The organism is Plastoroseomonas arctica, assembly GCF_018128965.1.
In the GTDB taxonomy this organism is placed as follows: domain Bacteria; phylum Pseudomonadota; class Alphaproteobacteria; order Acetobacterales; family Acetobacteraceae; genus Plastoroseomonas; species Plastoroseomonas arctica.
Map to the genome: position 1 here is coordinate 60,783 of NZ_JAAEDH010000023.1, position 23,206 is coordinate 83,988.

The window sequence follows — 23,206 nt, forward strand, 5'->3', positions numbered from 1 at the left end:
ATGCAGGTCAAGATCATCACCCTCGACAACGCCGATGCCGGCGAGATCGAGCTGCCGGAGGCGCTGTTCGGCGCAGCCGCGCGCGCCGACATCATGGCGCGGGTCGTCCATTGGCAACTCGCCAAGCGCCGCGCCGGCACCCACAAGGTGAAGGGCATGGGCGAGGTTTCGGGCACGACCAAGAAGCCCTATCGCCAGAAGGGCACCGGCAATGCGCGCCAGGGCTCGCTGCGCGCGCCGCAATTCCGCAAGGGCGGCATCGTGCATGGCCCGGTCGTTCGCGACCACGGCTATTCGCTGAACAAGAAGGTCCGCCGTTTGGGCCTGATCTCGGCCCTGTCGATGAAGGCCGCCGAGGGCAAGCTCGTCGTGCTCGACGCCGCCGCCCCCGGCGAGGGTGCCAAGACCGGCGCGATGGCCGCCAAGATCAAGGCGCTCGGCTGGACCAGCGTTCTGGTGGTGGACGCTGCCGTGGACGAGCATTTCGGCCGCGTGGTCTCCAACCTGCCTAAGGTGCAGGTGCTGCCGACCATCGGCGCGAACGTCTATGACATCCTCAAGCACGATACCCTCGCGGTCACCCGCGCCGGCATTGAGGCCCTGAAGGAGCGCCTGGCATGAGCGGGTTGCAGAAGAAGCCGGCGCCGAAGATCTCGCGCGAGCGGATGTACCAGACGATCCTGGCCCCGGTGGTGACCGAGAAGGCGACGCTGCTGACCGAGCAGGGCCAGGTCACCTTCCGGGTGACGCTGGATGCGACGAAGCCGGAGATCAAGGCCGCGGTCGAGACCCTGTTCGGCGTCAACGTCGTCTCGGTGAACACGATCGTGACCAAGGGCAAGGCCAAGCGGTTCCGCAACCGCCCCGGCCGCCGTTCCGACACCAAGAAGGCGATGGTGCGCTTGGCCGAAGGCCAGAGCATCGACCTGACCACGGGGCTTGCGTAACGCCATGGCGATGAAGCATTTCAACCCGATCACGCCCTCCCTGCGCGGCACGGTCCTCATCGACCGCGCCGGCCTGTGGAAGGGCAAGCCCGTCAAGGGCCTCACCGAGGGCAAGAACCACTCGGGCGGGCGCAACAATCACGGCCGCATCACCAGCCGCTTCCGTGGCGGCGGGCACAAGCAATCCTACCGCATGGTGGATTTCAAGCGCCGCAAATTCGGAATTCCCGCGACGGTCGAGCGCCTGGAATACGACCCGAACCGCACGGCCTTCATCGCGCTGGTGAAGTACCAGGATGGCGAGCTCGCCTATATCCTGGCGCCGCAGCGTTTGAAGGTTGGCGATGTCGTGGTGGCCGACCAGAAGGCCGATGTGAAGCCCGGCAATGCGATGCCGCTGGCCAACATCCCCGTCGGCACGATCATCCACAACATCGAGCTGAAGCCCGGTGCGGGTGGCAAGATGTCGCGCTCGGCGGGCACCTTCTCGCAGCTGGTCGGCAAGGATGCCGGGTACGCCCAGATCAAGCTGATGTCGGGTGAAGTGCGCGTCGTGCGCGCCGAATGCATGGCGTCCATCGGTGCGGTGTCGAACCCCGACAATTCCAACCAGGAACTCGGCAAGGCCGGGCGTTCGCGCTGGCTGGGCCGCAAGCCGCATCAGCGCGGTGTGGTGATGAACCCGGTCGACCACCCGCACGGTGGTGGTGAGGGTCGGACCTCGGGCGGCCGTCATCCGGTCACGCCGTGGGGCAAGCCGACCAAGGGCTACAAGACACGCAACAACAAGCGCACGGACGGGCTCATTGTCCGCCGTCGCAACGCGACGAAGGGCTGACCGCGATGTCGCGCAGCGTCTGGAAGGGGCCGTTCGTGGACGGCTACCTGCTCAACAAGGCGGAAGCCGCCCGCAACTCCACCCGCAACGAGATCATCAAGATCTGGTCGCGGCGCAGCACGATCCTGCCGCAGTTCGTGGGGCTGACATTCGGCGTCTATAACGGCCGGAAGTTCCTGCCGGTGCAGGTCTCCGAGAACATGGTGGGGCACAAGTTCGGCGAGTTCTCGCCGACGCGCACCTTCACCAGCCACTCGTCGGACAAGAAGGCGAAGCGGGGCTAAGTCATGAGCAAGCCGAAACACGCCCGCACGCTTGCGGAAACCGAAGCCCAGGCCGTGACGTGGAATATCCGCGTCAGCCCGCGCAAGCTGAACCTCGTCGCCGGTCTCATCCGCGGCAAGGCGGCGAGCCAGGCCGTGGCCGAGCTCACCTTCGCCAAGCAGCGCATCGCCGTCACCGTGCGCAAGACGCTCGAGAGCGCGATCGCGAATGCCGAGAACAACCACCAGCTCGATGTCGACCGTCTGGTCGTGCACAAGGCCGAGGTTGGCCGTTCGGTGGTGATGAAGCGCTTCGCGGCCCGCGGCCGCGGCAAGGCGTCCCGCATCGAGAAGTGGTTCAGCAACCTCAAGATCGTGGTCGCCGAACAGCAGGTCGCGGCAACGCAGGAGACCGCATAACATGGGTCAGAAGATCAACCCGATTGGGTTCCGGCTCGGCATCAACCGCACCTGGGACAGCCGCTGGTTCGCCGATCGCGACTACGCCAAGCTGCTGCATGAGGACATCAAGCTGCGCGCCATCCTGCGCGAGAAGCTGAAGGGTGCCGGCGTCTCCCGCATCGTGATCGAGCGCCCGGCCAAGAAGCCGCGCGTGACCATCCACGCGGCCCGCCCCGGCGTCGTCATCGGCAAGAAGGGCGCGGATATCGAAGTGCTGCGCAAGGAGCTCTCGAAGCTCGCCGGCGGCGAAGTGGCGCTGAACATCGTCGAAATCCGCAAGCCGGAGATCGACGCGACGCTGGTGGCCGAGAACATCGCCCAGCAGCTCGAGCGCCGCATCGCCTTCCGTCGTGCGATGAAGCGCGCCGTGCAGTCCGCCATGCGCCTCGGCGCGCTGGGCATCCGGATCAACTGCTCGGGTCGCCTGGGTGGCGCCGAGATCGCGCGCGCCGAGTGGTATCGCGAAGGTCGCGTGCCGCTGCACACGCTGCGCGCCGACATCGATTTCGGCACGGCCACAGCCATGACCACCTATGGCACCTGCGGTGTGAAGGTGTGGGTGTTCAAGGGCGAGATCCTGGCCCATGACCCGATGGCGCAGGACAAGCGCGCCGCCGAACAAGCGCCGCAGCGCTGAGGAAGTACGACAATGCTGCAACCGAAGCGCACCACCTTCCGAAAGGCCCATAAGGGCCGCATCAAGGGCCTCGCCAAGGGCGGGTTCTCGCTGGATTTCGGCGCCTATGGCCTGAAGGCGATGGAGCCCGAGCGCATCACCGCGCGCCAGATCGAGGCGGCCCGCCGCGCGATCACGCGTGCGATGAAGCGCGCCGGCCGCGTCTGGATCCGGATCTTCCCGGATGTGCCGGTCTCGACCAAGCCCGCCGAAGTCCGCATGGGCTCGGGCAAAGGCGCGCCCGAATATTGGGTGGCCCGGGTCAAGCCTGGCCGCATCATGTTCGAGATCGACGGCGTGCCGCAGGAGACTGCCCGCGAGGCGCTTTCCCTCGGCGCGGCCAAGCTGCCGATCAAGACCAAGTTCATCGTGCGCCTGGGCGCGGAGGCGTAAGACGTGACCAAGATTGTCGATGTGCGGGCGAAGAGCCCCGACGAGCTGCAGGGCATGCTGCTCGACCTCCGCAAGGAGCAGTTCAACCTGCGCTTCCAGCGCGCGACGGGTCAGCTCGAGGCGGTCAGCCGCGTCAAGCTGGTGCGCCGCGACATTGCGCGGGTCAAAACCATCCTGGCGGAGCGCGCCCGCGCCTCTGCCTCCAACGCCTGACAAAGAAAGAGGAGACAGCCGGCCATGCCGAAGCGCGTCCTCACCGGGCGGGTCACGAGCGACAAGATGGACAAGAGCATCACTGTTCTTGTCGAGCGTCGCATCATGCATCCGCTGTACAAGAAGTTCATCCGTCGCTCCAAGAGCTACGTCGCGCATGACGACGCGAAGCTCTGCAAGGAAGGCGACACCGTGCAGATCCAGGAGTGCCGCCCGATCTCCAAGCTGAAGAGCTGGGTTGTCGTGCAGCGCAATGGCGAAGCGGTCGCGCTTCCCGAGTTCCTGCGCACGGCTGACGCGGCGCCGGCGCCCGTCGCCGAAGGGGCTACCCCATGATAGGCGTCGAAGCCAATCTCGAGGTCGCCGACAATTCCGGTGCCCGTCGCGTCCAGTGCATCAAGGTGCTCGGCGGGTCGAAGCGTCGCTTCGCCGGCGTGGGCGACGTGATCGTCGTCTCCGTCAAGGAAGCGATCCCGCGCGCCAAGGTGAAGAAGGGCGAGGTGCATCGCGCTGTGATCGTCCGCACCTCCTATCCGGTGCGGCGCATCGATGGCACGGCCATCCGCTTCGACACCAACGCGGCCGTGCTGATCAACAAGCAGGGCGAGCCGATCGGCACCCGCATCTTCGGGCCGGTGGTGCGCGAGCTGCGCGCGAAGAAGTACATGAAGATCATCTCCCTCGCGCCGGAGGTCCTGTAATCATGGCCGCCAAGATCCGTAAGGGGGACACCGTCGAGGTGACCACCGGCAAGGACAAGGGCAAGCGCGGCGAAGTGCTGCGCGTGCTCACCGAGGAAGGCCGCGCGCTCGTGCAGGGCCGCCAGATGGTCAAGCGTCACCAGAAGCCGGCCGGCATGGGCCAGCCTGGCGGGATCATCGAGAAGGAGGCGCCGATCGCGCTGTCCAACCTCGCGCTGATCGACCCGAAATCGGACAAGCCGACCCGCGTCGGCTTCGCCGTCATCGATGGCAAGAAGGTCCGGGTGGCACGTCCCTCCGGTGAGGTTCTCGACCAATGAGCGAATCCCAGAACCGCATGGGCCCCGCGGCCTCGAAGAAGGCCGCGAAAGCCGACCGTGCCAAGGATGCGCCGATCGGCGCCGCCCCCGGCAAGGCCGCGGCCTCGCCCGCCGAGCAGCCGCGCCTGCGGAAGTTCTACGAGGAAGCGGTGCGCAAGCAGCTTTCGGAGGAGTTCGGCTACAAGAACCCGATGGAAGTGCCCAAGCTCGAGAAGATCGTGATCAACATGGGCGTGGGCGAAGCCGCCGGCGACCAGAAGAAGCTCGATGCCGCGGTGGGCGACCTCACCGCCATCTCCGGCCAGCGCCCGGTGCGCACGCGCGCCAAGAAGGCGATCGCGGGCTTCAAGATCCGCGAAGGCCAGGCGATCGGCTGCAAGGTCACGCTGCGCAAGGCGCGGATGTACGAGTTCCTCGACCGCCTCGTCACCATCGCGCTGCCGCGCGTGCGTGACTTCCGCGGGATTCCCGGCAATCGCGGCTTCGACGGGCGGGGCAATTACAGCCTTGGCCTGAAGGAGCAGATCGTGTTCCCCGAGATCAACTACGACAAGGTGGATACGGTGCGCGGCATGGACATCGTCTTCGTGACGACGGCCAAGACTGACAAGGAAGCGAAGGCGCTGCTCACAGCGTTCCAGCTTCCGTTCCAGAAGTGATGTTGGAAAACCGCGCGATGCTCTCGCGCAGGTTCCGGAGGGTTTAATGGCGAAGACTTCGTCGATCATGAAGAACAAGCGGCGCGAGAAGCTCGCCAAGGCGCATGCGCCGAAGCGGGCCAAGCTCAAGGCGATCGTCATGGACAAGGAGCTCCCGGTCGAGGAGCGGTTCGAGGCGACCCTGAAGCTCGCGCAGTTCCCGCGCAATGGTGCCGCGAACCGCGTGCGCCTGCGCTGCGAGATCACCGGGCGGCCGCGCGGCAACTACCAGAAATTCAAGCTCTGCCGGAACCAGTTCCGGGAGCTGGCCTCGCGCGGCCAGATCCCCGGTGTGGTCAAGGCGAGCTGGTAAGGGCCCGCAGACATGTCCATGTCAGATCCGTTGGGCGATATGCTCACCCGCATCCGGAACGCGCAGCGCGCTCGCCAGAGCCGTTGCGTGGCCCCTGCCTCCAAGCTGCGTGAGAACGTCCTCGACGTGCTCAAGCGCGAAGGCTTCATCCGCGCCTGGAAGACGGAAGACGTCCGTCCGGGCATCAAGCTCATCGCCATCGAGCTCAAGTATGCCGAGGGCGAGCCGGCCATCAAGGAGATCACCCGCGTCTCCAAGCCGGGCCGCCGCGTCTACTCCAAGATCAAGGAGCTGCCGAAGTTCTACAATGGGCTTGGCATTTCCATCCTCTCCACGCCGCGCGGCGTGATGAGCGACATCGAGGCCCGCGCCGCCAATGTTGGCGGCGAAGTCCTCTGCCGCGTGTTCTGAGGGGAGCATAGAGATGTCTCGCGTCGGAAAATATCCGGTCACGGTGCCCGCGGGCGTGCAGGTCGCGCTCCAGGGCCGCACCGTCACCGCCAAGGGCAAGAATGGCGAGCTCAAGCTCGACCTCACGGAGTTTGTGGATGTCACGGTCGAGGGCAACCTCGTCACCGTGAAGCCGCGCGGCGCCGATCGCCAGGCCCGCACCATGTGGGGCACCACCCGCAGCCTGATCAATTCCCTGGTCACGGGTGTCTCCACCGGCTTCACCAAGTCGATGGAGATCAACGGCACCGGCTATCGTGCCGCCGTCCAGGGCAGCGACCTGGTGCTGAACCTCGGCTACAGCCACGAGATCCGCTACCCGGTGCCGCCGGGCATCAAGATCACCTGCGAGAAGCCCACCGCGATCAAGGTCGAAGGTGCGGATAAGCGCCAGGTCGGCCAGGTCGCCGCGGAAATTCGCGGCTATCGCGGTCCCGAGCCCTACAAGGGCAAGGGCGTCAAATACGTCAACGAGCAAATCCTCCGGAAGGAGGGTAAGAAGAAGTAATGGCCGACAAGCTCGCTTTGCAGGCGCGGCGCCGCCGCCGCCTCCGTTACCAGCTCAAGCAGAAATCCGGTGGCCGCGCGCGGCTCTCGGTGTTCCGCTCGGGCCAGCACATCTACGCGCAGATCATCGTGGACGCCGAAGGGCGCACGGTGGCTGCCGCCTCCTCGCAGGAAAAGGTCATGCGCGAGGGCTTGAAGACCGGCGCCGACAAGGATGCCGCCACGGCGGTCGGCAAGCTGGTCGCCGAGCGTGCGCTGGCCGCCGGCATCACCGAGGTCGTGTTCGACCGCGGTCCCTATCTCTACCATGGCCGGGTCAAGGCCCTGGCGGACGGCGCCCGCGAGGGCGGCCTGTCCTTCTGAGGAGCATAAACCATGGCACGTGAACCCAGGAGCGGCGGCGGCGGCGAAGGTGGCGGCGACAATGATCGTCGCCGGCGCAACCGCGACCGTGGCAATGACAACCGCCAGTCCAACGAGCCCGGCGACGACCTCACCGACAAGCTCGTCACCATCAACCGCGTCGCCAAGGTGGTGAAGGGCGGCCGTCGCTTCTCCTTCGCCGCGCTCGTCGTCGTGGGCGACCACAAGGGCCGCGTGGGCTGGGGCGCCGGCAAGGCGCGCGAAGTGCCCGAGGCCATCCGCAAGGCGACGGAGCGGGCGAAGAAGACGCTCATCCGCGTGCCGATGCGCGAGGGCCGCACGCTGCATCACGACGTGATCGGCGAATACGGCGCCGGCCGCGTCATCCTGCGCGCCGCACCGGCCGGCACCGGCATCATCGCCGGCGGGCCGATGCGCGCCGTGTTCGAGACCCTCGGGATGGGCGATGTCGTGGCCAAGTGCCTCGGCTCCGCCAACCCGCACAACATGGTCAAGGCGACCTTCGCCGCGCTGCAGGCGTGCACGAGCCCCCGGGCCGTGGCGTCGCGTCGCGGCAAGAAGGTGGCCGACATCCTCGGCACGCCGAAGACCGAGGCGGAGGCCGCAGCCAATGTCTGAGACCAAATCCACTGTGAAGGTGACCCAGATCGGGTCGCCGATCGGCCGCAAGCCCGGCCAGCGCGAGACGCTGATCGGCCTGGGGCTGAACAAGATGCACCGCACCAGCGAGTTGGAAAACACGCCCGCGGTCCAGGGCATGATCAAGAAGGTCGCGCACCTGATCAAGGTCGAGGGCTGAGCCATGAAGCTGAATGAACTGCGCGACAACGAAGGCGCACGCCACAAGTTCAAGCGCATCGGTCGCGGCATCGGATCGGGCAAGGGCAAGACCTCGGGCCGCGGCGTCAAGGGCCAGAAGGCGCGCTCGGGCGTGACGCTGAACGGGTTCGAGGGCGGCCAGCTCCCGATCTACCGGCGTCTGCCCAAGCGCGGCTTCGTCAACATCTTCCGCGTCGAATACGCGCCGCTGAACATCGGCGCGCTGGACGCGGCGATCGAGGCGGGGCTCCTGCCCGCGGATGCGCCGATTGATGAGGCTGCGCTGAAGGCCGCCGGCATCGTCAAGCGTTCCAACAAGTTCGCGGGCGTGCGGCTGCTGGCCAAGGGTGCAATCACCCGCAAGGTGAGCATCACCGTCTCCGGCGCATCGCCGGCGGCGATCGCGGCGGTCGAGGCGACCGGTGGCGTCGTCACGGTCACCGTGGTGAAGAAGGCCGAAGAAGCGCCCGCGGCGGCCTGATCATGGTGCTCGCGGGGCGCGTCATCACCGCGCTTGTCGTGGCGTTCATGCTCTTCAACAGCATCATCAAGCTGTTGGTCCTTGGCCCGGTGGTCGAGAGCTTCACCGAGCTCGGTTTGCCGCTCCACCTGGCCGTTCCGATCGGGGTGATCGAGCTGGTGGCGACGCTGCTCTACGCGGTGCCGCGCACGGCGCCGCTCGGTGCGGTGCTGCTCACCGCCGTCATGGGCGGTGCCATCGCGACTCACCTGCGCCTGGGCAGCCCTTTATTGAGCCACACCCTCTTTGGCGTGTGGCTCGGCGCGCTTATGTGGCTGGGGGTCTGGCTGCGGGATCCGGCGCTCAGAGCCTTGCTGCCCTGGCGCCGCGGCTGATCAACCTGGCGAGCCCATCCTGATCTTGCGTGCCAACCGCGAGCAGCGGTAGGTGAGTTCTAAAGGAACACCACACATGGCCTCCGCCGCCGAACAACTCGCAGGCAGTCTGAATTTCGGGGTTCTGTCCAAGGCGACCGAGCTCAAGAAGCGGATCTGGTTCACCCTCGGCGCGCTGATCGTGTTCCGCATCGGCACTTATGTGCCGGTTCCCGGGATCGATGCCGCTGTGATGGGTGAAATCCTCAACCAGCACGGCGGCGGCATCCTGGGCATGTTCGACATGTTCACCGGCGGCGCGCTCGGGCGCATGACCGTCTTCGCGCTCAACATCATGCCCTACATCAGCGCGTCAATCATCGTGCAGCTGATGAGCACGGCCATCCCCGCCTGGGAGGCGCTGAAGAAAGAGGGCGAATCGGGGCGCAAGAAGCTCAACCAGTACACCCGCTACCTTACCCTGCTGATCGCGGTCGTGCAGGCTTATGGCATGGCCGTCGGCCTCGAGGGCATGCGCGGAACCAGCGGGCCGGCCGTCGCCGATCCCGGTGGGTTCTTCCGCTTCTCCTCGGTCGTCACCCTGGTCGGCGGCACCATGTTCCTAATGTGGCTGGGCGAGCAGATCACCGCGCGTGGCATCGGCAACGGCATCAGCCTGATCATCTTCGCCGGCATCGTGGCGAACCTGCCCTCCGCTCTGGTCAATACGCTCGAGCTCGGCCGGACCGGCGCGCTGTCGACCATCTTCATCATCGCATTCCTGCTGATCGCGCTCGCCGTCATTGCCTTCGTCATCTTCGTCGAGCGGGCGCAGCGGCGTATTCCGGTCACCTATCCACGGCGCCAGGTCGGCAACCGCATGTTCAACGGCGAGAACACGCACCTGCCGCTGAAGCTGAACACCGCCGGCGTCATCCCGCCGATCTTCGCCTCCTCGCTCCTGCTGCTGCCCGCGACCATCCAGGGCTTCGCCACCGACGCGCCGGACAACTGGTTCACCGGGATCGCGCGGCTGCTGGCGCATGGCCAGCCGCTCTACATGGCCGCCTACATGGCCATGATCATCTTCTTCGCCTTCTTTTACACGGCCGTGGTCTTCAACCCGACCGAGACGGCGGACAATCTCAAGAAGTACAATGGCAACGTGCCCGGCATCCGGCCCGGCCAGAACACGGCGGATTATTTCGACCGTGTGCTGACCCGGCTGACCGCGGTGGGCGCGATCTACCTGTGCATCGTCTGCCTGCTGCCCGAGATCCTGATCAGCAATTACGGCGTGCCCTTCTACTTCGGCGGCACCAGCCTGCTGATCATCGTCTCCGTCACCATGGACACGGTGGCCCAGGTGCAGTCCCATCTCTTCGCGCACCAGTATGAGGGCCTCATCAAGAAGGCCAAACTCGGCGGCCGTGGGCAGCCAACCCGGCGGTGACGGGTTTCGAGGGGGGAAACGACGAATGAACTTGATCCTGCTGGGGCCACCGGGCGCCGGCAAAGGTACCCAGGCCAAGCGTCTCGAAGATGCTTATGGGATCACCCAGATCAGCACCGGCGACATGCTGCGTGCCGAGGTGAAGTCGGGCAGCCCGATCGGGCTGCAGGCCAAGGCCATCATGGAGGCCGGCGCCCTGGTGCCGGACGCGCTCATCACCACGATGATCGCGGCCCGCGTGGCGCAGCCCGATTGCGCCAAGGGATTCATCCTCGACGGCTTCCCGCGCACCGTGCCGCAGGCCGAGTCGCTCGACGCCATGCTCGCCGAGAAGGGCCTCCGGCTCGACCATGTGATCGAATTGCGGGTCGATGACGCTGCCCTGGTCGAGCGGATCGCCGGACGCTTCACCTGCGCGAAGTGCGGCACCGGCTATCACGACCACTTCAAGCCCCCAGCGGTGCCAGGCGTGTGCGACAGCTGCGGCAGCACCTCCTTCAACCGCAGGGCCGATGACAACGCCGAGACGGTCGCGGCACGTTTGGAGGCCTATCACCGCCAGACCGCCCCGCTGCTCCCCTACTACACCGCCCAGGGCAAGCTCTCGGGCGTGGATGGGATGGCGTCGATGGACAGCGTCTTCGCCGCGCTCGAAGCTGTCATCAATTCTGCCGCGAAGGCTTGACGGAAGCGGGTCGAGGGGCTAGATCGCCCCCTCCCGTGGACGGGGGTTCATTCCCTCGGCCGCGACATCCTTTGCGTATATCGATACCACCACGCCGAAACGCCCCAACTTCGGGGAACGGTCGGCGAGCAGGAGCGACAGCTCCGAGAGAGGCCCTGTGGCGCGCATCGCCGGCGTAAATATCCCGACCAACAAGCGGGTCCTGATTTCGCTTCGCTACATTTACGGCATCGGGCCGAACAATGCGAAGGTCATCTGCGAGCAGCTCGCCATCCCCGCGGATCGCCGCGTCAACCAGCTCACCGACGAGGAAATCCTGCGTCTGCGTGAGCTGATCGACCGTGACTACCGCGTCGAGGGCGACCTGCGGCGTGAAGTCGCGATGAACATCAAGCGTCTGATGGACATGGCCTGCTATCGCGGCCTGCGTCATCGCAAGGGCCTTCCGGTCCGCGGTCAGCGCACGCACACGAATGCCCGCACCCGCAAGGGCAAGGCCGTGGCGATTGCCGGCAAGAAGAAGGTGACGAAGTAATGGCCCGCGAACCCGCCCGCGCCGGTCGTGGCGCCGCCCCTGTCCGCCGCAAGGAGCGCAAGAACATCACGTCGGGCGTCGCCCACGTTCTGGCCTCCTTCAACAACACCATCGTGACCATAACCGACGCCCAGGGCAACGCCATCGCCTGGTCCTCCTCTGGCATGCAGGGCTTCAAGGGCAGCCGGAAGTCCACGCCCTACGCCGCCCAGATGGCCGCCGAGGATGCCGGCAAGAAGGCCCGCGAGCACGGCATGGAGACGCTGGAGATCCAGGTGAACGGCCCCGGTTCAGGCCGCGAATCGGCGCTGCGCGCGCTCCAGTCCGTCGGCTTCTACGTCACCTCCATCAAGGACGTGACGCCCATCCCGCACAATGGCTGCCGCCCCCGCAAGCGTCGCCGCGTCTGACGCGCACGCTGGAATGTCGGCGCCCCACTCTGAACCAGGGGGCGCCGCGGGTTGCATGGAGCCGATGAGGAGAGAATGACAGTGCTTGAGAGGAATTGGCGCTCGCTGATCCGTCCGGAAAAGCTGGCGATCGACCAGGGTGCGGACCCCGACCGCGTGGCCACCATGGTCGCCGCTCCGCTGGAGCGCGGCTTCGGCCAGACGCTGGGCAACGCGCTGCGCCGCATACTGCTCTCGTCGCTGCAGGGCGCTGCCGTGACCGCCATCCGCATCGATGGCGTGCTGCATGAATTCAGCTCGATCCAGGGTGTGCGCGAGGACGTCACCGACATCGTCCTCAACATCAAGCAGCTCGCCATCCGCATGCAGGGTGAAGGCGTGAAGCGCCTGGCCCTGACTGCGGAAGGACCGGGTGAAGTGACCGCCGGCCAGATCCAGGTCTCCGGCGACATCGAGATCTCGAACCCGGACCTGGTCATCTGCACGCTCGACGACGGTGCCAAGCTGTCGATGGAGCTGACCGTCCAGACCGGCAAGGGCTATGTGCCCGCCTCCGAGAACCGCCCCGAGGATGCGCCGATTGGCCTCATCCCCGTGGACGCAATCTACTCCCCGGTCCGCCGCGTCGCCTTCAAGATCGAGCCCGAGCGCGTCGGCCAACGCACCGACTACGACAAGCTGGTGATGACGGTCGAGACCGACGGCACCGTGGCCCCCGAGGATGCGGTGGCACTGTCTGCCCGCATCCTGCAGGACCAGCTGCAGCTCTTCATCAACTTCGACGAGCCGCGCGAGCGCAAGGTTGAGGAAGTCCGTGACGACCTGCCCTTCAACCGCAATATGCTGCGCAAGGTCGATGAGCTGGAGCTGTCGGTGCGTTCGGCGAATTGCCTGAAGAACGACAACATCGTCTACATCGGCGACCTCGTGCAGAAGACCGAGCAGGAAATGCTCCGCACCCCGAATTTCGGGCGCAAGTCGCTGAACGAGATCAAGGAAGTCCTGGCCACCATGGGGCTCACCTTGGGCATGACCGTCACCGGTTGGCCGCCCGAGAACATCGAAGACCTCGCCAAGAAAATCGAAGAGCCGTTCTGATCCCCGGCTGAAGGACCACCACGATGCGTCACGGAATGGCTGGGCGGAAGCTCAACATCACCTCCACCCACCGGCTCGCCATGTTCCGCAACATGGCGACGTCGCTGCTCAAGCACGAGCAGATCACCACCACGATGCCCAAGGCGAAGGAGCTGCGCCCTTACGTCGAGCGCATCATCACGCTCGGCAAGCGCGGCGGCCTGCATGCGCGCCGCCAGGCGTATGCGCAGCTGATGGACGCCAACGTGGTGGACAAGCTCTTCACCGAGATCGCGGAGCGCTACAAGACGCGCGCCGGCGGCTACACCCGCGTGCTGAAAGCCGGCATGCGCTACGGCGATGCGGCGTCGATGGCCGTCATCGAGCTGGTTGAGCGCAACGTCGCGGCCAAGGGCCTCGACAGCGGGCCGAAGCCTGAAGTGGTCGAACAGGACGAGGGCTGAGCTTCAATCCGGGGCCGCGATCTGTGCGGCCCTGATCGTGTCGAACCCGCGCATCGCCTCGGCGAGCGCAGGCGGCCAGCCGGCGGTGCTCGGCGGCACCGCCAGCCGGGTTCGGCCATCTTCCAGCAGCAGCAAGTAGATGCGGCCCTGCACGAAATCCTGGGCAAGGAAGATCCCGCCCGCCGCGCAGCCCTCCGCCCCGCAGCCCCAGCCATAAACGTAGCGATCGCCCAGCAAGGCGAGACCGGGGCCGGGTTCGCGCAGGCGGCGTGACACCGCCCCACGCGCCCCGCCGGTCGCGGTCGCCAGCACGCCGGCCACACCTTGGTACTGCGCGAGTGCGAGCACCGGCTGGCCAAGCAGGGCGCGGGAATCATCCTCCGCGATCGCGGGTGCTGCCAGCAGCAACGCGAACAGGGGCAATGCGCGACGCGGGATGATGCTCATCCCCGACCTCGTGGCCCCGGCACGACGACCCGTCAAGCGAGCAGGAAATCCGATGCCGCCAACGCCGCCTTCGCAACCCCGTTGATGATGATGATGTCGCCCTGGCCGAGATTGATCGCCGTGGTCCCGGCCACCTCGACCATCACGGCGCCGAGTGCGGCGAAGCTCGCGAAGCCTAGGCCGCGCAGGTCGATCTGGTCATTGCCGGGCGTGAAGTCGCCGATCACACCCGCCGCGCAGGCGCGCCCGAACACGAACAGGTCGCGACCCGCCTCGCCGAACAGCACGTCGTTGCCGCCCATCCCGGCCAGCGTATCCGCCCCCGCGCCGCCGAGCAGCCAGTTGGCCCCCGCGCTCCCGGTCAGCACGTTGGCCATGGCGTTGCCCACGCCGAATGGCGTCGCGCCCAGCAGCACCAGGTTCTCGACATTGGCGTAGAGGTAGCATCCCCCCCCATTGATGTTGGCGTAGACCGTGTCGATGCCGCCGCCGGCCGCCTCGAAGGTCAAATCGGCCGGCGTGTCGACCAGGTAGCGATCATCGCCGGCGCCGCCATCGATCAGGTCGTAGTCGCCAAGGCCGCTCGCCGCGTCGAGCGTGTCGGCGCCATCGCCGCCGGTGAGGATGTCGGTGACGAAATCGGAACCGTCCACCAGGCTGTCATTGCCGGCCTCGCCGAACAGGTTGTCGGCGCCGGCCCCACCTTCGACCGTGTCCGCGCCATTGCCGCCGGCGACGAAATCCACGCCCGCATCTCCACTCATGCGGTCATTGCCCTCGACGCCGTAAAGGATGTCGTTGCCGCTGTCGCCGGCGATGGTGTCGGCGCCGTCGAGGCCGATCAGCAGGTTGTTCGCCTCATTGCCGGTCAGCGCGTTGTCCCCGGCATTGCCGACGCCGAAGATGTTGCCCGCGCCGATGCGCAGCACGAGGTTCTCGACATTCGCGTAGAGATAGAAGCTCGCCGAGGTGCGGATGGTGTCAATCCCGCCGCCCACCGCCTCGAACAGGACATCCGCCTGGGTGTCGGCATAGATCACGTCGTTGCCCGAGGAGCCGATGACCCGCTGGGCGCCGGGCGAATCGTCCAGCACCACCAGGTCGACATGGGCGTAGACGCGCAGGTCGCGGTTGTTCGCATTGGCCGCGGTGTCCTCCAGCGTCACCATGTCGCCAGGGGTGAGCGGGATGCGGCCGAGCGCGTTGAGCTGCGCGATGGAGAGGCCGAGCTGGTCATCCGTCGCATCGATCCGGTCGACCCCCAGCGCGGTCAGCGCCGAGAGCTGGCTCGTCGTCAGCGACGCGATGGCGTCGCCGCCATCGGCCAGCACCAGCGCGTCGGCGGCATCCTTCGGCAGCGCGCCGAGTGCCAGGATCTGCGCGCGGCTGAAGGCATAGGCGCCATCGGTCGCGTCGATCCGGTCGATCCCCGCCGCCGCCAGCCCGGCGAGCTGACCCGTCGAGAGCGCCGCCAGATGCGCCCCGGTATCGGCCAGCGTGACCGTGTCGGCCGCGGTCAGCGCCACGGCGCCCAGTGCGTCGAACTGCGCGCCGCTCAGGCTCATCACCCCCGATGCGGCGAGCAGCCGGTCCACCCCCTGCCCGGCCAAGGCCGCCACTGCGGACGCGTCGAGGTCCAGCACGGTCGTCGCCGCGCGCAGCACCAACGTCGCGCTAGCGGGCACCAGGGCGAGTGCCGTCGTGCCGGATGCGACCTGCGCCTGCGTCAGCACGATCGCGGCGCTGTCGGAGAGGGTGACGGCGGTCAGCTTGCCCGCGTCGTCGAGTGCATCAAAGCCGGCCGCGATATGGGCCGCGGTGTCGCGCACCGCGAAGCCGCTCACCCGCGCATCCGCCTGCAACGCGGCGGCGCCGGCCGCACTCGCGGCGCTCACCACCAGGCGCGCCTCGCCGGGCAGCAGCGCCAATGCGTGCGTATCGGCAAGGTAGCTGCCATGCGAAATCGCAAGCGGCGTGCTGTCCGCGAGGCTGATCGCGTCGAGCTTGCCGGCGCCGTTCAGCGCATCCAGCGCCGCCGCCACCCCCGCGCCGCCATCGCTGATCGTGAAGCCCAGCACGTGGGCATCGGCCTGCAGCGCAGCGGCGCTGGCCGCCGGCGCGCCGGCCACGGTCACGGTGTAGTCCGGCGGCAGCAGCGCCAGCGTGCCGGCCAACGTGCCCCATTGCGCGTGGCTGATCGCGAACGTGCCCGGCGTCGTCAGCGTGATGCCTGTGAGCTTGCCGGCGGCGCCCAGCATGTCGAGCGCGGCGGTCACCTCCGCGACCGAGCCAGAGACCGCGAAGGCGGAGACCTTGGCATGGGCCTGCAGCGCCGCCGCCTCCGCCACCGGTGCCGCACTGACCGCGACGGTGGTGCCGGCCTGCAGCAGCCCGACCGCCCGGCCATCGGCCAGGAAGCGCGCCTGGGTCAGCGCGATCACACCGCCGCCGGTCACGCCGATGCCGGTCAGGCTCGCCATGCCATTCAGCGCATCGAAGCCGGAGGCGATGGCGGCGGCGGTGTCGCTGACCGCGAAGCCGAGCACGTGGTCATTGTCCTGCACCACCAGGCCGGCGGCGATCGGCACGCCGGTCACCTGCAGCTGGTATTCGCTCGGCAGCCTGGCGAAGAGGCTGCCGCCCGCGAGTAGCTGCGCATGGCTGATCGTGAGCGTAACCCCGCCGGTGAGCGCGACGGCACTGAGCTTGGTCGCGCCAATGAGCGCGTCGAAGCACGCGACGATCCCGACGGGTGTGTCGGTGACCGCGAATTCCACCACATGCGTGTTGGCCTGGATGCTCGCCGCACTCGCCGCCGGCACCCCGCGCAGGGCCAGGGTGTAACCGCCCGGCAGCTTCGCCAGCGCGGCGGTGTCGGCAATGAACTGCGCATGGGTCAGCGCCAGCGCATCGCCATCGGTGAGCGTGATGGCGCTAAGCTTGCCCGCGCCGTTCAACGCGTCGAAGGCGGCGGCGACATCGGCGCTTGCGCCGCGCAGCGCGAAGCTGGTCACCCGTGCATCGGCCTGCATCGCGGCCAGGTTCGCCGGCGGCACGTCGCTCACCACCAGCGTGGCGCCAACGGGCAGCAGCGCCAGCACGCCCGCCGCGGTCGTGAGCTGCGCGAAGCCGATGGCGAGCGGCGCGGCCGCGGACAGCGCGATGCCGGTGAGGTGGTCAAAGCCGCCAAGCGCATCCAAAGCCGCCGCGACGTGCGCCGCGCTGTCGAGGATGGTGAAGCCGCTCACGCGCGCATCGGCCTGCGCCGCCGCCGCATCGGCGACCGGCACACCGGCCACGCTCAGCGCCTGGCCTTCCGGCAGCAGCGCCAGGGTCGCCGCCTCGGCCAGCCATTGCGCGTGGGTGAGCGCGAGCACGCCGCCCGGTGCGAGCGTGATCGCGGTGAGCTTCCCCAGTCCCGCCAATCCGCCGAGCCCCGCCGCGACATGCGCGCCGGTGTCGCTGATGCCGAACGCCTCGACATGAGCATTCGCCTGCAGGCTCGCGGCCTGCGCGACCGTGGCGCCGCTGATCGTCAACCGGTACCCGGATGGCAGCTTCGCCATTGCCGGGGTCGCCGCGCTGAACTGCGCGGCGGTGATCGCGAGGGTCGCATTGTCGATCGGGCTGATGCCGCCGAGTTTCGTGGCCAAGGCCATCGCCCCCAGCCCCGCCGCGATCGCCGAGGCACCATCCGTGACCCAGTAGCGGCTGATGGCGGCATCGGCATCGAGCAAGGCGAAATCCGCATCGGCCGGCACGCCGGAGACGGCGAGCCCATAGCCGGGCGCGACATTCACCAGCGCCGTCGTGCCGTCCCGCCACTGCGCATAGTCGATCAGCAGCGGCACGGCCCCGAGTGCCGCCACCTGCGCGGCGTCCAGCGCCAGGTCGCCGTGGCTGGCCTCGATCCCGTCGATGCCGGCGGCGAGCACCGCGGCGATCTCCGTCGGCGTGAGCGCGGCGAGCGTGCCGGGCACGTCGGTGATGCTGGCGAGATCGTCCGTCGCGAGCACGACGCCGCCGAGCGACGCGACCTGCGCCAGGGTGAGGCTCAGCCGGTCGTCGGTGGCATCGATCCGGTCGAACCCGGCGCCCGCCAGCACCGCGATCTCCGCGGGCGTCAGCGCGGCGAGGTTGGACGCCGTGTCGCGCAACGTCACCGCATCGCCCGCGGTCAGCGCCAGCGCGCCGAGCGCGCCGCGCTGGGCGGCGCTGAGGCCGAGCACGTCGTCGCTGGCGTCCATCGCGCTCAACCCTGCCGGCGCAAGCGCTGCGATCTCGGTCGCCGACAGCGTGGCCAGCAGCGAGCCGGTATCGCGCAGGATGTAGGTATCGCCCCCCGCCAGCGGGCCCGAGGCCCGGAACGCGCTGAGGGTCAGGTAGACCGTGGCCATGTCGGGACCTTCTGGTTGCGGCTGGCCATGAGCGTCGAGGCCAGGGCGGGCGCCGGATGCCCGCTCCTTATCCGCCGGGGCTGGTAAAGATTCCGCTTCGCGCCGGGGCGGATGTCGCACCGTGCGGCTCTCGGCTAGGCTCGCCGCCATGACCCCACCGCGCTATGCTGAACTCCCCCGCCCCGATGACGCGACCGGGCTGCCGCTCGCCTGGGGCGCCTGGGGGCCGGCCGATGAGATCGGAACGCTGAACCGCATCACGGATGCGACCGTCGCCGCCGGCGCGGCCGAGATCCGCGACGGCAAGCGCTTCAACCTGAACCTGCCGCTCGACGAGCCGTTCGGCGCGGCACTCTCCGGCGCGCATCGCCGCCGCGCCGCGCCGACGCCGACGCTGGTCGTCGAGGATGGCCCGGACAAGATGACGCGCGACGACAAGCTCGACGGCTTCTGGCTGCAGGCGAGCAGCCAGTGGGACGGGCTGAACCACTACGCCTGCCCGATCCACGGCTTCTACAACAACGCACCGCTGGCCGCCGTGATCCATGGGCAGGGCAGCCGCAACGGCATCGACAAGGCGCTCGCGCACGGCATCGCTGGCCGCGCGATCCTGGCGGACCTGCCGCGCTACTTCGCCGGCATCGGGCGCGAATGGCGGGCGCTGGGCAGCCTGCGGGCGAGTGCCGCCGATCTCACCGCCTGCCTCGCCGCATCAGGGGTGACGCCGCTCGCGGGCGACATCGTGCTGGTGCGCACCGGCTGGCTCGCGGCGTTCCATGCGGCCGGCGATGCGGAGGCGCGGGATGCGCTGCTGCGCGGGCGCGACTATTCCGGCGTGGATGGTGGTTCCGCGACGTGGGAATGGCTCTGGGACACCGGCATCGCGGCCATCGCGGCGGACAATCCGACGGTCGAGGCTTTCCCGATCACCGCACTGCGCCCCTCGCTGCATTGGGGCATCGGGCGGATGGGCCTGTGCCTGGGCGAGTTCTTCGACCTCGAGGCCCTGGCCGAGGACAGTGCCGCGACGGGTCGCGCCACAGCGTTCCTGGTGGCGGCACCGCTGAACCTGCGCGGCGGCGTCGGCAGCCCCGCCAACGCGATCGCCCTGCGTTGAGCCGCTGAGGACGTCGATTGAAGCTAGGGCGCCTTGGTGCCGCCCGGCGAAACGGGTGCCGCCGGCCGCGTGATGGAATCGCGCAGGCGCTGGCCCAGGTTACGGGCGTCGGCGGCCTGCGGCCCGGCGACGAGGATGACCAGGATCGTCGGCTCCGACTGCGCGCAGATCGCCAGCACCAGATTGTCGCCCTGCACGCCGTACTGCGAGCCCTGCGACGCCTCCGCGAGGCTCACCGCGGCGGAGGTCATCGCGTCACGGCTGCGCTGCAGGCAGACCTGCTGGGTGGTGCCCTGCAGCGGCATCGTCACGTGCCAGCTGCGCGGCTCGGCCGCTTGCGCCGCGGCGATGAGCGAACCGAAGAACAGGACAGGCAGGATAGCGCGCATAGCGGCCCTCGTTGCGGCGATGATCGATACGCTGCACGCTCGGAAAATCGCGGTCAAGATCGCGGCCGTGGCGCTACATCCCGCCGATGTAGTTGGGGCCGCCACCGCCCTCGGGCGTCTTCCAGTCGATGTTCTGCGTGGGGTCCTTGATGTCGCAGGTTTTGCAATGCACGCAGTTCTGCGCGTTGATCACCAGCTTCATCGGCCCCACGCCATTCCCGGCCGCCTCGCCCACCGCCTCGTAGACGCCGGCCGGGCAATAGCGGCTTTCGGGGCTGCGATAGGTCGCCCAGTTCACCCCTTCCCAGATAGAGGGATCGCGCAGCACCAGGTGCGAAGGCTGGTCTTCCTCGTGGTTGGTGTTGGAGAGGAACACCGAGGAGAGCCGGTCGAAGGACAGCTTCCCGTCCGGGCGGGGATAGGCGATCGCGGGCGCGTCGGCGGCCTTCTTCAACACCGCGTGGTCGGCGTGGTGGGCCAGCGTCCACGGCGCCTTGCCGCGCAGCACGTAGGTCTCCAGTGCGGCGTTCAGCATCCCGCCCACGAAGCCGAACTTCGCGAAGCCAGGGCGGATGTTGCGCACGCGGGAGAGCTCGTCCCACACCCAGCTGTTGCGCAGCGCCTCGGGATAGGCGTCGAGCACCGGGCCGGGCTCCGCGGTGGCGAGTTCCGCGACGATGGCCTCGGCCGCCAGCATCCCGGACTTCATCGCCGTATGCGAGCCCTTGATCTTGGGCACGTTGAGGAAGCCCGCGCCGTCGCCGATCAGCGCACCGCCGGGGAAGACCAGCGTCGGGATGGACTGCAGCCCGCCCTCGTTCAACGCCCGCGCGCCATAGGCCACACGCTTGCCGCCCTCGAGCATCTTGGCCACCTCGGGGTGGTGCTTGAAGCGCTGGAACTCGTCGAACGGCGACAGGTTCGGATTGGAGTAGTCGAGCCCGATGACGAAGCCGATCGAGACCAGGTTCTCGCCGAGCATGTACAGCCACGACCCGCCATAGGTGTCCGACGGCAGCGGCCAGCCGACCGAATGCCACACCAGACCCGGCGTGTGCCGCTCGCGCGGGATCTCCCACAGCTCCTTGATCCCCAGCCCGAAGGTCTGCGGCTGCGCGCCCTCGCGCAGGCCGTAGCGTTCGAACAGGCGCTTGGTGAGGCTGCCGCGGCAGCCTTCCGCGAACAGGGTGTATTTCGCCCGCAGTTCCATCCCCGGCTGGTAGTTCGGGCCCTTCTCGCCATTGCGCTCGACGCCCATCACGCCGGCGACCACGCCGCGCACCTGGCCATCCTCGATCAGCACCTCCGACGCCGCAAAGCCCGGGTAGATCTCGACGCCGAGCGCCTCCGCCTTGGCCGCGAGCCAGCGCGCCACATTGCCGAGCGAGACGATGTAGTTGCCGTGGTTGTGCATCTGCGGCGGGGTGGGCAGCTTCCACGCCTTCGTCGCGGTCAGGTAGACGAAGCGGTCCTCTCCGGCCGGCGTCGCCAGCGCAGGCGGGTCGTCGCGCCAATCGGGCAGCAGCTCGTCCATCGCACGCGGCTCCAGCACCGCGCCCGAGAGGATGTGCGCGCCGACCTCGCTGCCCTTTTCGACCAGGCACACGGCCATGTCCGGGCTCAGCTGCTTGAGCCGGATCGCGGCGGCAAGGCCCGCCGGGCCGCCACCCACGATCAGGACATCGAATTCCATGGCCTCGCGCGGCTCGGACTCACTCATGCGGCTGACAGTTCCTCGATTGCTTCACTCGCATGTAAGGCCAGGGAGGCGGGCACGAAACCCCGCACACACGAAAGAGCAGGGAAAGAATTCCCGCGCAGCCGGTGCCGGCAGGAAGGGACCACTTTCCACCGGGCTGCGCGGGGCCGATAACCGAACCATGGAGACAGAGCACGCCAGCCTGCTCGCGGCCCTGCGCCTGCAAAGCGAATGGGGTGCCGACGAGGCGCTCGACGACACCCCGCCCGATCGCGGCGGCGCCGCGGTGCCGGCACCCGCGCCGGTGCGGCTGACGCGGCCCGCGCCGAGCCTGGTCGTCCCTGCTGCCGCGAACCCCGCCTCGGCCACGCGCGCGGCGAACGCCGGCAGCCTCGATGCACTGCGCGCCGCTATCCAAGGCTTCGACACGCCGCTGCGCGAGACCGCCACCAACCTCGTCTTTGCCGATGGCACACCCTCGGCCCGCCTCATGCTGATCGGCGAGGCGCCCGGCGCCGACGAGGACCGGCAGGGCAAGCCCTTCGTCGGGCTGTCCGGCCAACTGCTCGACCGCATGCTGGCGAGCATCGGCCTGTCGCGGACGGAAAACGTCTACATCACCAACATCCTGCCCTGGCGCCCACCGGGCAACCGCACCCCGTCCGATGCCGAGATCGCGCTGTTCCTGCCTTTCATCCGCCGCCACATCGCCCTGCACCGGCCGCGCCACATCCTGCTGCTCGGCGGCACCGCGACCAAGGCCCTGCTCGGCGGCAAGGAGGGCATCACACGTGTGCGCGGCCGCTGGCGCGACATCACCGTCGAGGACCTGGCGCCGATCCCGACGATCGCCACATGGCACCCGGCCTATCTGCTGCGCACTCCCTCCGCGAAGCGCGAAGCATGGACAGACCTGCTGACCCTTCGCGAAGCACTCGCGGAGGCGGGCGAAGGACCTCTGCCGAAAATTTAACATTCCGCCTTGTAACCAAGGCTGGACATTTGGCCCGGATCGCCCTTTGCTCCGCTCCGCCATGCGCATGATCTGCCCCATGGCCCGAGAAACCCGCCGACTGGCCCTCGTGGTCTTGGCGGGTTTTCCGCTGTTGATGGCCTCCCCCGGGGTCGTCCAGGCGCAACGGGCCGCCCAGACCAACGCGGAACGCGATGCCGCGCGCGGCACCGTCACCATACCCTTCCGCGAGGGCGCCCCGCCGGTCGCCGGCCTGCCCCAGCCGCTGGCCGAGGGCACCGCGACACGGCTCCGCCGCATCTTCGACCTGCAGGCCCGCGGCGACGACGAGGCCGCCATCCGCGAATTCGGCCGCCTCGGCGACCGCCGCCTTGCCGGCCATGTTCTCGCCCATCGCTGGCAGCGCGAGGGTGCGACGCGGCCCAGCATCGAGGACCTGCAGGCCTGGCTGCGCCGCTACGGCGACCACCCGGACGCGCCGGCACTGCACGCCATGCTGGTCCGCGCCTCGGGTCCCGACGACGCCATCCCCCGCGCCCCCGGTGAGCGCGGCCTCTCGCCCAATGCCGAACAGGACGCGGTTTCCAGCGCCAGCGGCGGTCCGCGCGGCCCCGGGATCGACAGCGCGCAGTACCGGCGCGCGGCGAGCGGGGAGGCGCGCGCCGTCGCGGCCGAGATCGCGCGTGTGCGCGGCGCGATGCCAGCGGTGGTCACCCAGCGCCAGGCGGCCGTCGCCTTCGCC

Annotated in this window: 32 protein-coding genes and 1 pseudogene; 29 read left to right on the forward strand and 4 right to left on the reverse strand. The window is 68.3% G+C overall.

Translation table 11 applies throughout. The features are described 5' to 3' along the window. The 26 genes from rplD to rplQ all read left to right on the forward strand — a co-directional run bounded on the left by rplD (position 1) and on the right by rplQ (position 13,442). On the forward strand, positions 1-621 hold the full coding sequence (rplD, locus tag GXW79_RS17730) for a 50S ribosomal protein L4 (RefSeq protein WP_211875774.1): 621 nt from the start codon (positions 1-3) through the stop codon (positions 619-621). Positions 622-650: 29 nt separating this feature from the next. Next, on the forward strand, positions 651-947 hold the full coding sequence (locus GXW79_RS17735; protein ID WP_456315836.1) for a 50S ribosomal protein L23: 297 nt from the start codon (positions 651-653) through the stop codon (positions 945-947). A 4-nt stretch (positions 948-951) separates the two neighbouring features. Then, positions 952-1,785, forward strand: a complete 834-nt coding sequence (rplB, locus tag GXW79_RS17740; protein ID WP_211875776.1) for a 50S ribosomal protein L2 — start codon at positions 952-954, stop codon at positions 1,783-1,785. Positions 1,786-1,790: 5 nt separating this feature from the next. Continuing rightward, positions 1,791-2,069 carry a 30S ribosomal protein S19 gene (gene rpsS / locus GXW79_RS17745; protein WP_211875777.1) on the forward strand — a complete coding sequence of 93 codons (279 nt, stop codon included), beginning with the start codon at positions 1,791-1,793 and terminating at the stop codon, positions 2,067-2,069. A 3-nt stretch (positions 2,070-2,072) separates the two neighbouring features. After that, the gene (gene rplV, locus GXW79_RS17750; RefSeq protein ID WP_211875778.1) at positions 2,073-2,468 is read left to right on the forward strand and encodes a 50S ribosomal protein L22; all 396 of its coding nucleotides are present in this window, start codon (positions 2,073-2,075) and stop codon (positions 2,466-2,468) included. A gap of 1 nt (position 2,469) precedes the next feature. Continuing rightward, the gene (gene rpsC / locus GXW79_RS17755) at positions 2,470-3,147 is read left to right on the forward strand and encodes a 30S ribosomal protein S3 (protein WP_211875779.1); all 678 of its coding nucleotides are present in this window, start codon (positions 2,470-2,472) and stop codon (positions 3,145-3,147) included. A gap of 12 nt (positions 3,148-3,159) precedes the next feature. Continuing rightward, entirely contained in the window at positions 3,160-3,579 is a 420-nt protein-coding gene (gene rplP / locus GXW79_RS17760) for a 50S ribosomal protein L16 (protein ID WP_211875780.1), read from the forward strand. 3 nt (positions 3,580-3,582) lie between these two features. Then, positions 3,583-3,792, forward strand: coding sequence for a 50S ribosomal protein L29 (rpmC, locus tag GXW79_RS17765; RefSeq protein ID WP_211875781.1), 210 nt, complete (start codon positions 3,583-3,585; stop codon positions 3,790-3,792). Positions 3,793-3,816: 24 nt separating this feature from the next. Then, the gene (gene rpsQ, locus GXW79_RS17770) at positions 3,817-4,128 is read left to right on the forward strand and encodes a 30S ribosomal protein S17 (RefSeq protein WP_211875782.1); all 312 of its coding nucleotides are present in this window, start codon (positions 3,817-3,819) and stop codon (positions 4,126-4,128) included. Further along, positions 4,125-4,493 carry a 50S ribosomal protein L14 gene (rplN, locus tag GXW79_RS17775; protein WP_211875783.1) on the forward strand — a complete coding sequence of 123 codons (369 nt, stop codon included), beginning with the start codon at positions 4,125-4,127 and terminating at the stop codon, positions 4,491-4,493. The genes rpsQ and rplN overlap by 4 nt, the downstream gene beginning before the upstream one ends. 2 nt (positions 4,494-4,495) lie before the next feature. Then, positions 4,496-4,813, forward strand: a complete 318-nt coding sequence (gene rplX / locus GXW79_RS17780) for a 50S ribosomal protein L24 (RefSeq protein ID WP_211875784.1) — start codon at positions 4,496-4,498, stop codon at positions 4,811-4,813. After that, a complete protein-coding gene (rplE, locus tag GXW79_RS17785; protein WP_246504093.1) occupies positions 4,810-5,472 on the forward strand; it encodes a 50S ribosomal protein L5 in 663 nt (220 codons plus the stop codon). Before rplX ends, rplE begins: the two co-directional genes overlap by 4 nt. 46 nt (positions 5,473-5,518) lie before the next feature. Beyond that, complete coding sequence (gene rpsN, locus GXW79_RS17790) at positions 5,519-5,824, forward strand: 30S ribosomal protein S14 (RefSeq protein ID WP_211875785.1); 306 nt, start codon at positions 5,519-5,521, stop codon at positions 5,822-5,824. 12 nt (positions 5,825-5,836) lie between these two features. Beyond that, positions 5,837-6,235 (forward strand): 30S ribosomal protein S8, encoded by a 399-nt coding sequence (rpsH, locus tag GXW79_RS17795; RefSeq protein ID WP_211875786.1) that lies wholly within the window; start codon positions 5,837-5,839, stop codon positions 6,233-6,235. 13 nt (positions 6,236-6,248) lie between these two features. Then, positions 6,249-6,782, forward strand: a complete 534-nt coding sequence (rplF, locus tag GXW79_RS17800; RefSeq protein ID WP_211875787.1) for a 50S ribosomal protein L6 — start codon at positions 6,249-6,251, stop codon at positions 6,780-6,782. Then, on the forward strand, positions 6,782-7,144 hold the full coding sequence (gene rplR, locus GXW79_RS17805; RefSeq protein ID WP_211875788.1) for a 50S ribosomal protein L18: 363 nt from the start codon (positions 6,782-6,784) through the stop codon (positions 7,142-7,144). Before rplF ends, rplR begins: the two co-directional genes overlap by 1 nt. Positions 7,145-7,156: 12 nt before the next feature. Further along, complete coding sequence (rpsE, locus tag GXW79_RS17810; RefSeq protein WP_211875789.1) at positions 7,157-7,783, forward strand: 30S ribosomal protein S5; 627 nt, start codon at positions 7,157-7,159, stop codon at positions 7,781-7,783. After that, entirely contained in the window at positions 7,776-7,964 is a 189-nt protein-coding gene (rpmD, locus tag GXW79_RS17815; protein ID WP_211875790.1) for a 50S ribosomal protein L30, read from the forward strand. Before rpsE ends, rpmD begins: the two co-directional genes overlap by 8 nt. Positions 7,965-7,967: 3 nt before the next feature. Continuing rightward, complete coding sequence (rplO, locus tag GXW79_RS17820) at positions 7,968-8,465, forward strand: 50S ribosomal protein L15 (protein ID WP_211875791.1); 498 nt, start codon at positions 7,968-7,970, stop codon at positions 8,463-8,465. A gap of 2 nt (positions 8,466-8,467) precedes the next feature. Continuing rightward, positions 8,468-8,839, forward strand: coding sequence for a DoxX family protein (locus GXW79_RS17825; protein WP_211875792.1), 372 nt, complete (start codon positions 8,468-8,470; stop codon positions 8,837-8,839). 76 nt (positions 8,840-8,915) lie between these two features. After that, on the forward strand, positions 8,916-10,271 hold the full coding sequence (gene secY / locus GXW79_RS17830; RefSeq protein ID WP_211875793.1) for a preprotein translocase subunit SecY: 1,356 nt from the start codon (positions 8,916-8,918) through the stop codon (positions 10,269-10,271). Positions 10,272-10,296: 25 nt separating this feature from the next. Then, entirely contained in the window at positions 10,297-10,956 is a 660-nt protein-coding gene (locus GXW79_RS17835; RefSeq protein ID WP_211875794.1) for an adenylate kinase, read from the forward strand. Between the two features lie 157 nt (positions 10,957-11,113). After that, on the forward strand, positions 11,114-11,491 hold the full coding sequence (rpsM, locus tag GXW79_RS17840; protein WP_211875795.1) for a 30S ribosomal protein S13: 378 nt from the start codon (positions 11,114-11,116) through the stop codon (positions 11,489-11,491). Next, positions 11,491-11,901, forward strand: coding sequence for a 30S ribosomal protein S11 (rpsK, locus tag GXW79_RS17845; protein ID WP_211875796.1), 411 nt, complete (start codon positions 11,491-11,493; stop codon positions 11,899-11,901). The genes rpsM and rpsK overlap by 1 nt, the downstream gene beginning before the upstream one ends. 75 nt (positions 11,902-11,976) lie before the next feature. Next, positions 11,977-12,999 carry a DNA-directed RNA polymerase subunit alpha gene (locus GXW79_RS17850; protein WP_211875797.1) on the forward strand — a complete coding sequence of 341 codons (1,023 nt, stop codon included), beginning with the start codon at positions 11,977-11,979 and terminating at the stop codon, positions 12,997-12,999. Positions 13,000-13,022: 23 nt separating this feature from the next. Then, the gene (rplQ, locus tag GXW79_RS17855) at positions 13,023-13,442 is read left to right on the forward strand and encodes a 50S ribosomal protein L17 (RefSeq protein ID WP_211875798.1); all 420 of its coding nucleotides are present in this window, start codon (positions 13,023-13,025) and stop codon (positions 13,440-13,442) included. A 3-nt stretch (positions 13,443-13,445) separates the two neighbouring features. On the opposite strand, the gene GXW79_RS17860 is transcribed toward rplQ, so the two are convergent. Both GXW79_RS17860 and GXW79_RS17865 read right to left on the reverse strand, forming a co-directional pair. Further along, entirely contained in the window at positions 13,446-13,889 is a 444-nt protein-coding gene (locus GXW79_RS17860; RefSeq protein WP_211875799.1) for a hypothetical protein, read from the reverse strand. Positions 13,890-13,921: 32 nt separating this feature from the next. After that, on the reverse strand, positions 13,922-18,286 hold the full coding sequence (locus tag GXW79_RS17865; RefSeq protein ID WP_211875800.1) for a beta strand repeat-containing protein: 4,365 nt from the start codon (positions 18,284-18,286) through the stop codon (positions 13,922-13,924). Between the two features lie 148 nt (positions 18,287-18,434). On the opposite strand from GXW79_RS17865, the gene GXW79_RS17870 reads away from it, so the two are divergent. Then, positions 18,435-19,403, forward strand: coding sequence for a cyclase family protein (locus GXW79_RS17870; protein ID WP_211875801.1), 969 nt, complete (start codon positions 18,435-18,437; stop codon positions 19,401-19,403). 23 nt (positions 19,404-19,426) lie between these two features. Here GXW79_RS17870 and GXW79_RS17875 read toward each other — a convergent pair whose 3' ends face one another. Together GXW79_RS17875 and GXW79_RS17880 are read right to left on the reverse strand one after the other, a co-directional pair. Then, on the reverse strand, positions 19,427-19,792 hold the full coding sequence (locus GXW79_RS17875; protein ID WP_211875802.1) for a hypothetical protein: 366 nt from the start codon (positions 19,790-19,792) through the stop codon (positions 19,427-19,429). 73 nt (positions 19,793-19,865) lie between these two features. Continuing rightward, positions 19,866-21,512 carry an electron transfer flavoprotein-ubiquinone oxidoreductase gene (locus GXW79_RS17880; RefSeq protein ID WP_211875803.1) on the reverse strand — a complete coding sequence of 549 codons (1,647 nt, stop codon included), beginning with the start codon at positions 21,510-21,512 and terminating at the stop codon, positions 19,866-19,868. Positions 21,513-21,672: 160 nt separating this feature from the next. On the opposite strand from GXW79_RS17880, the gene GXW79_RS17885 reads away from it, so the two are divergent. Beyond that, complete coding sequence (locus tag GXW79_RS17885; RefSeq protein WP_211875804.1) at positions 21,673-22,464, forward strand: uracil-DNA glycosylase; 792 nt, start codon at positions 21,673-21,675, stop codon at positions 22,462-22,464. A 79-nt stretch (positions 22,465-22,543) separates the two neighbouring features. Continuing rightward, a pseudogene (locus GXW79_RS17890) lies at positions 22,544-23,206 on the forward strand (hypothetical protein); the annotation flags it as partial.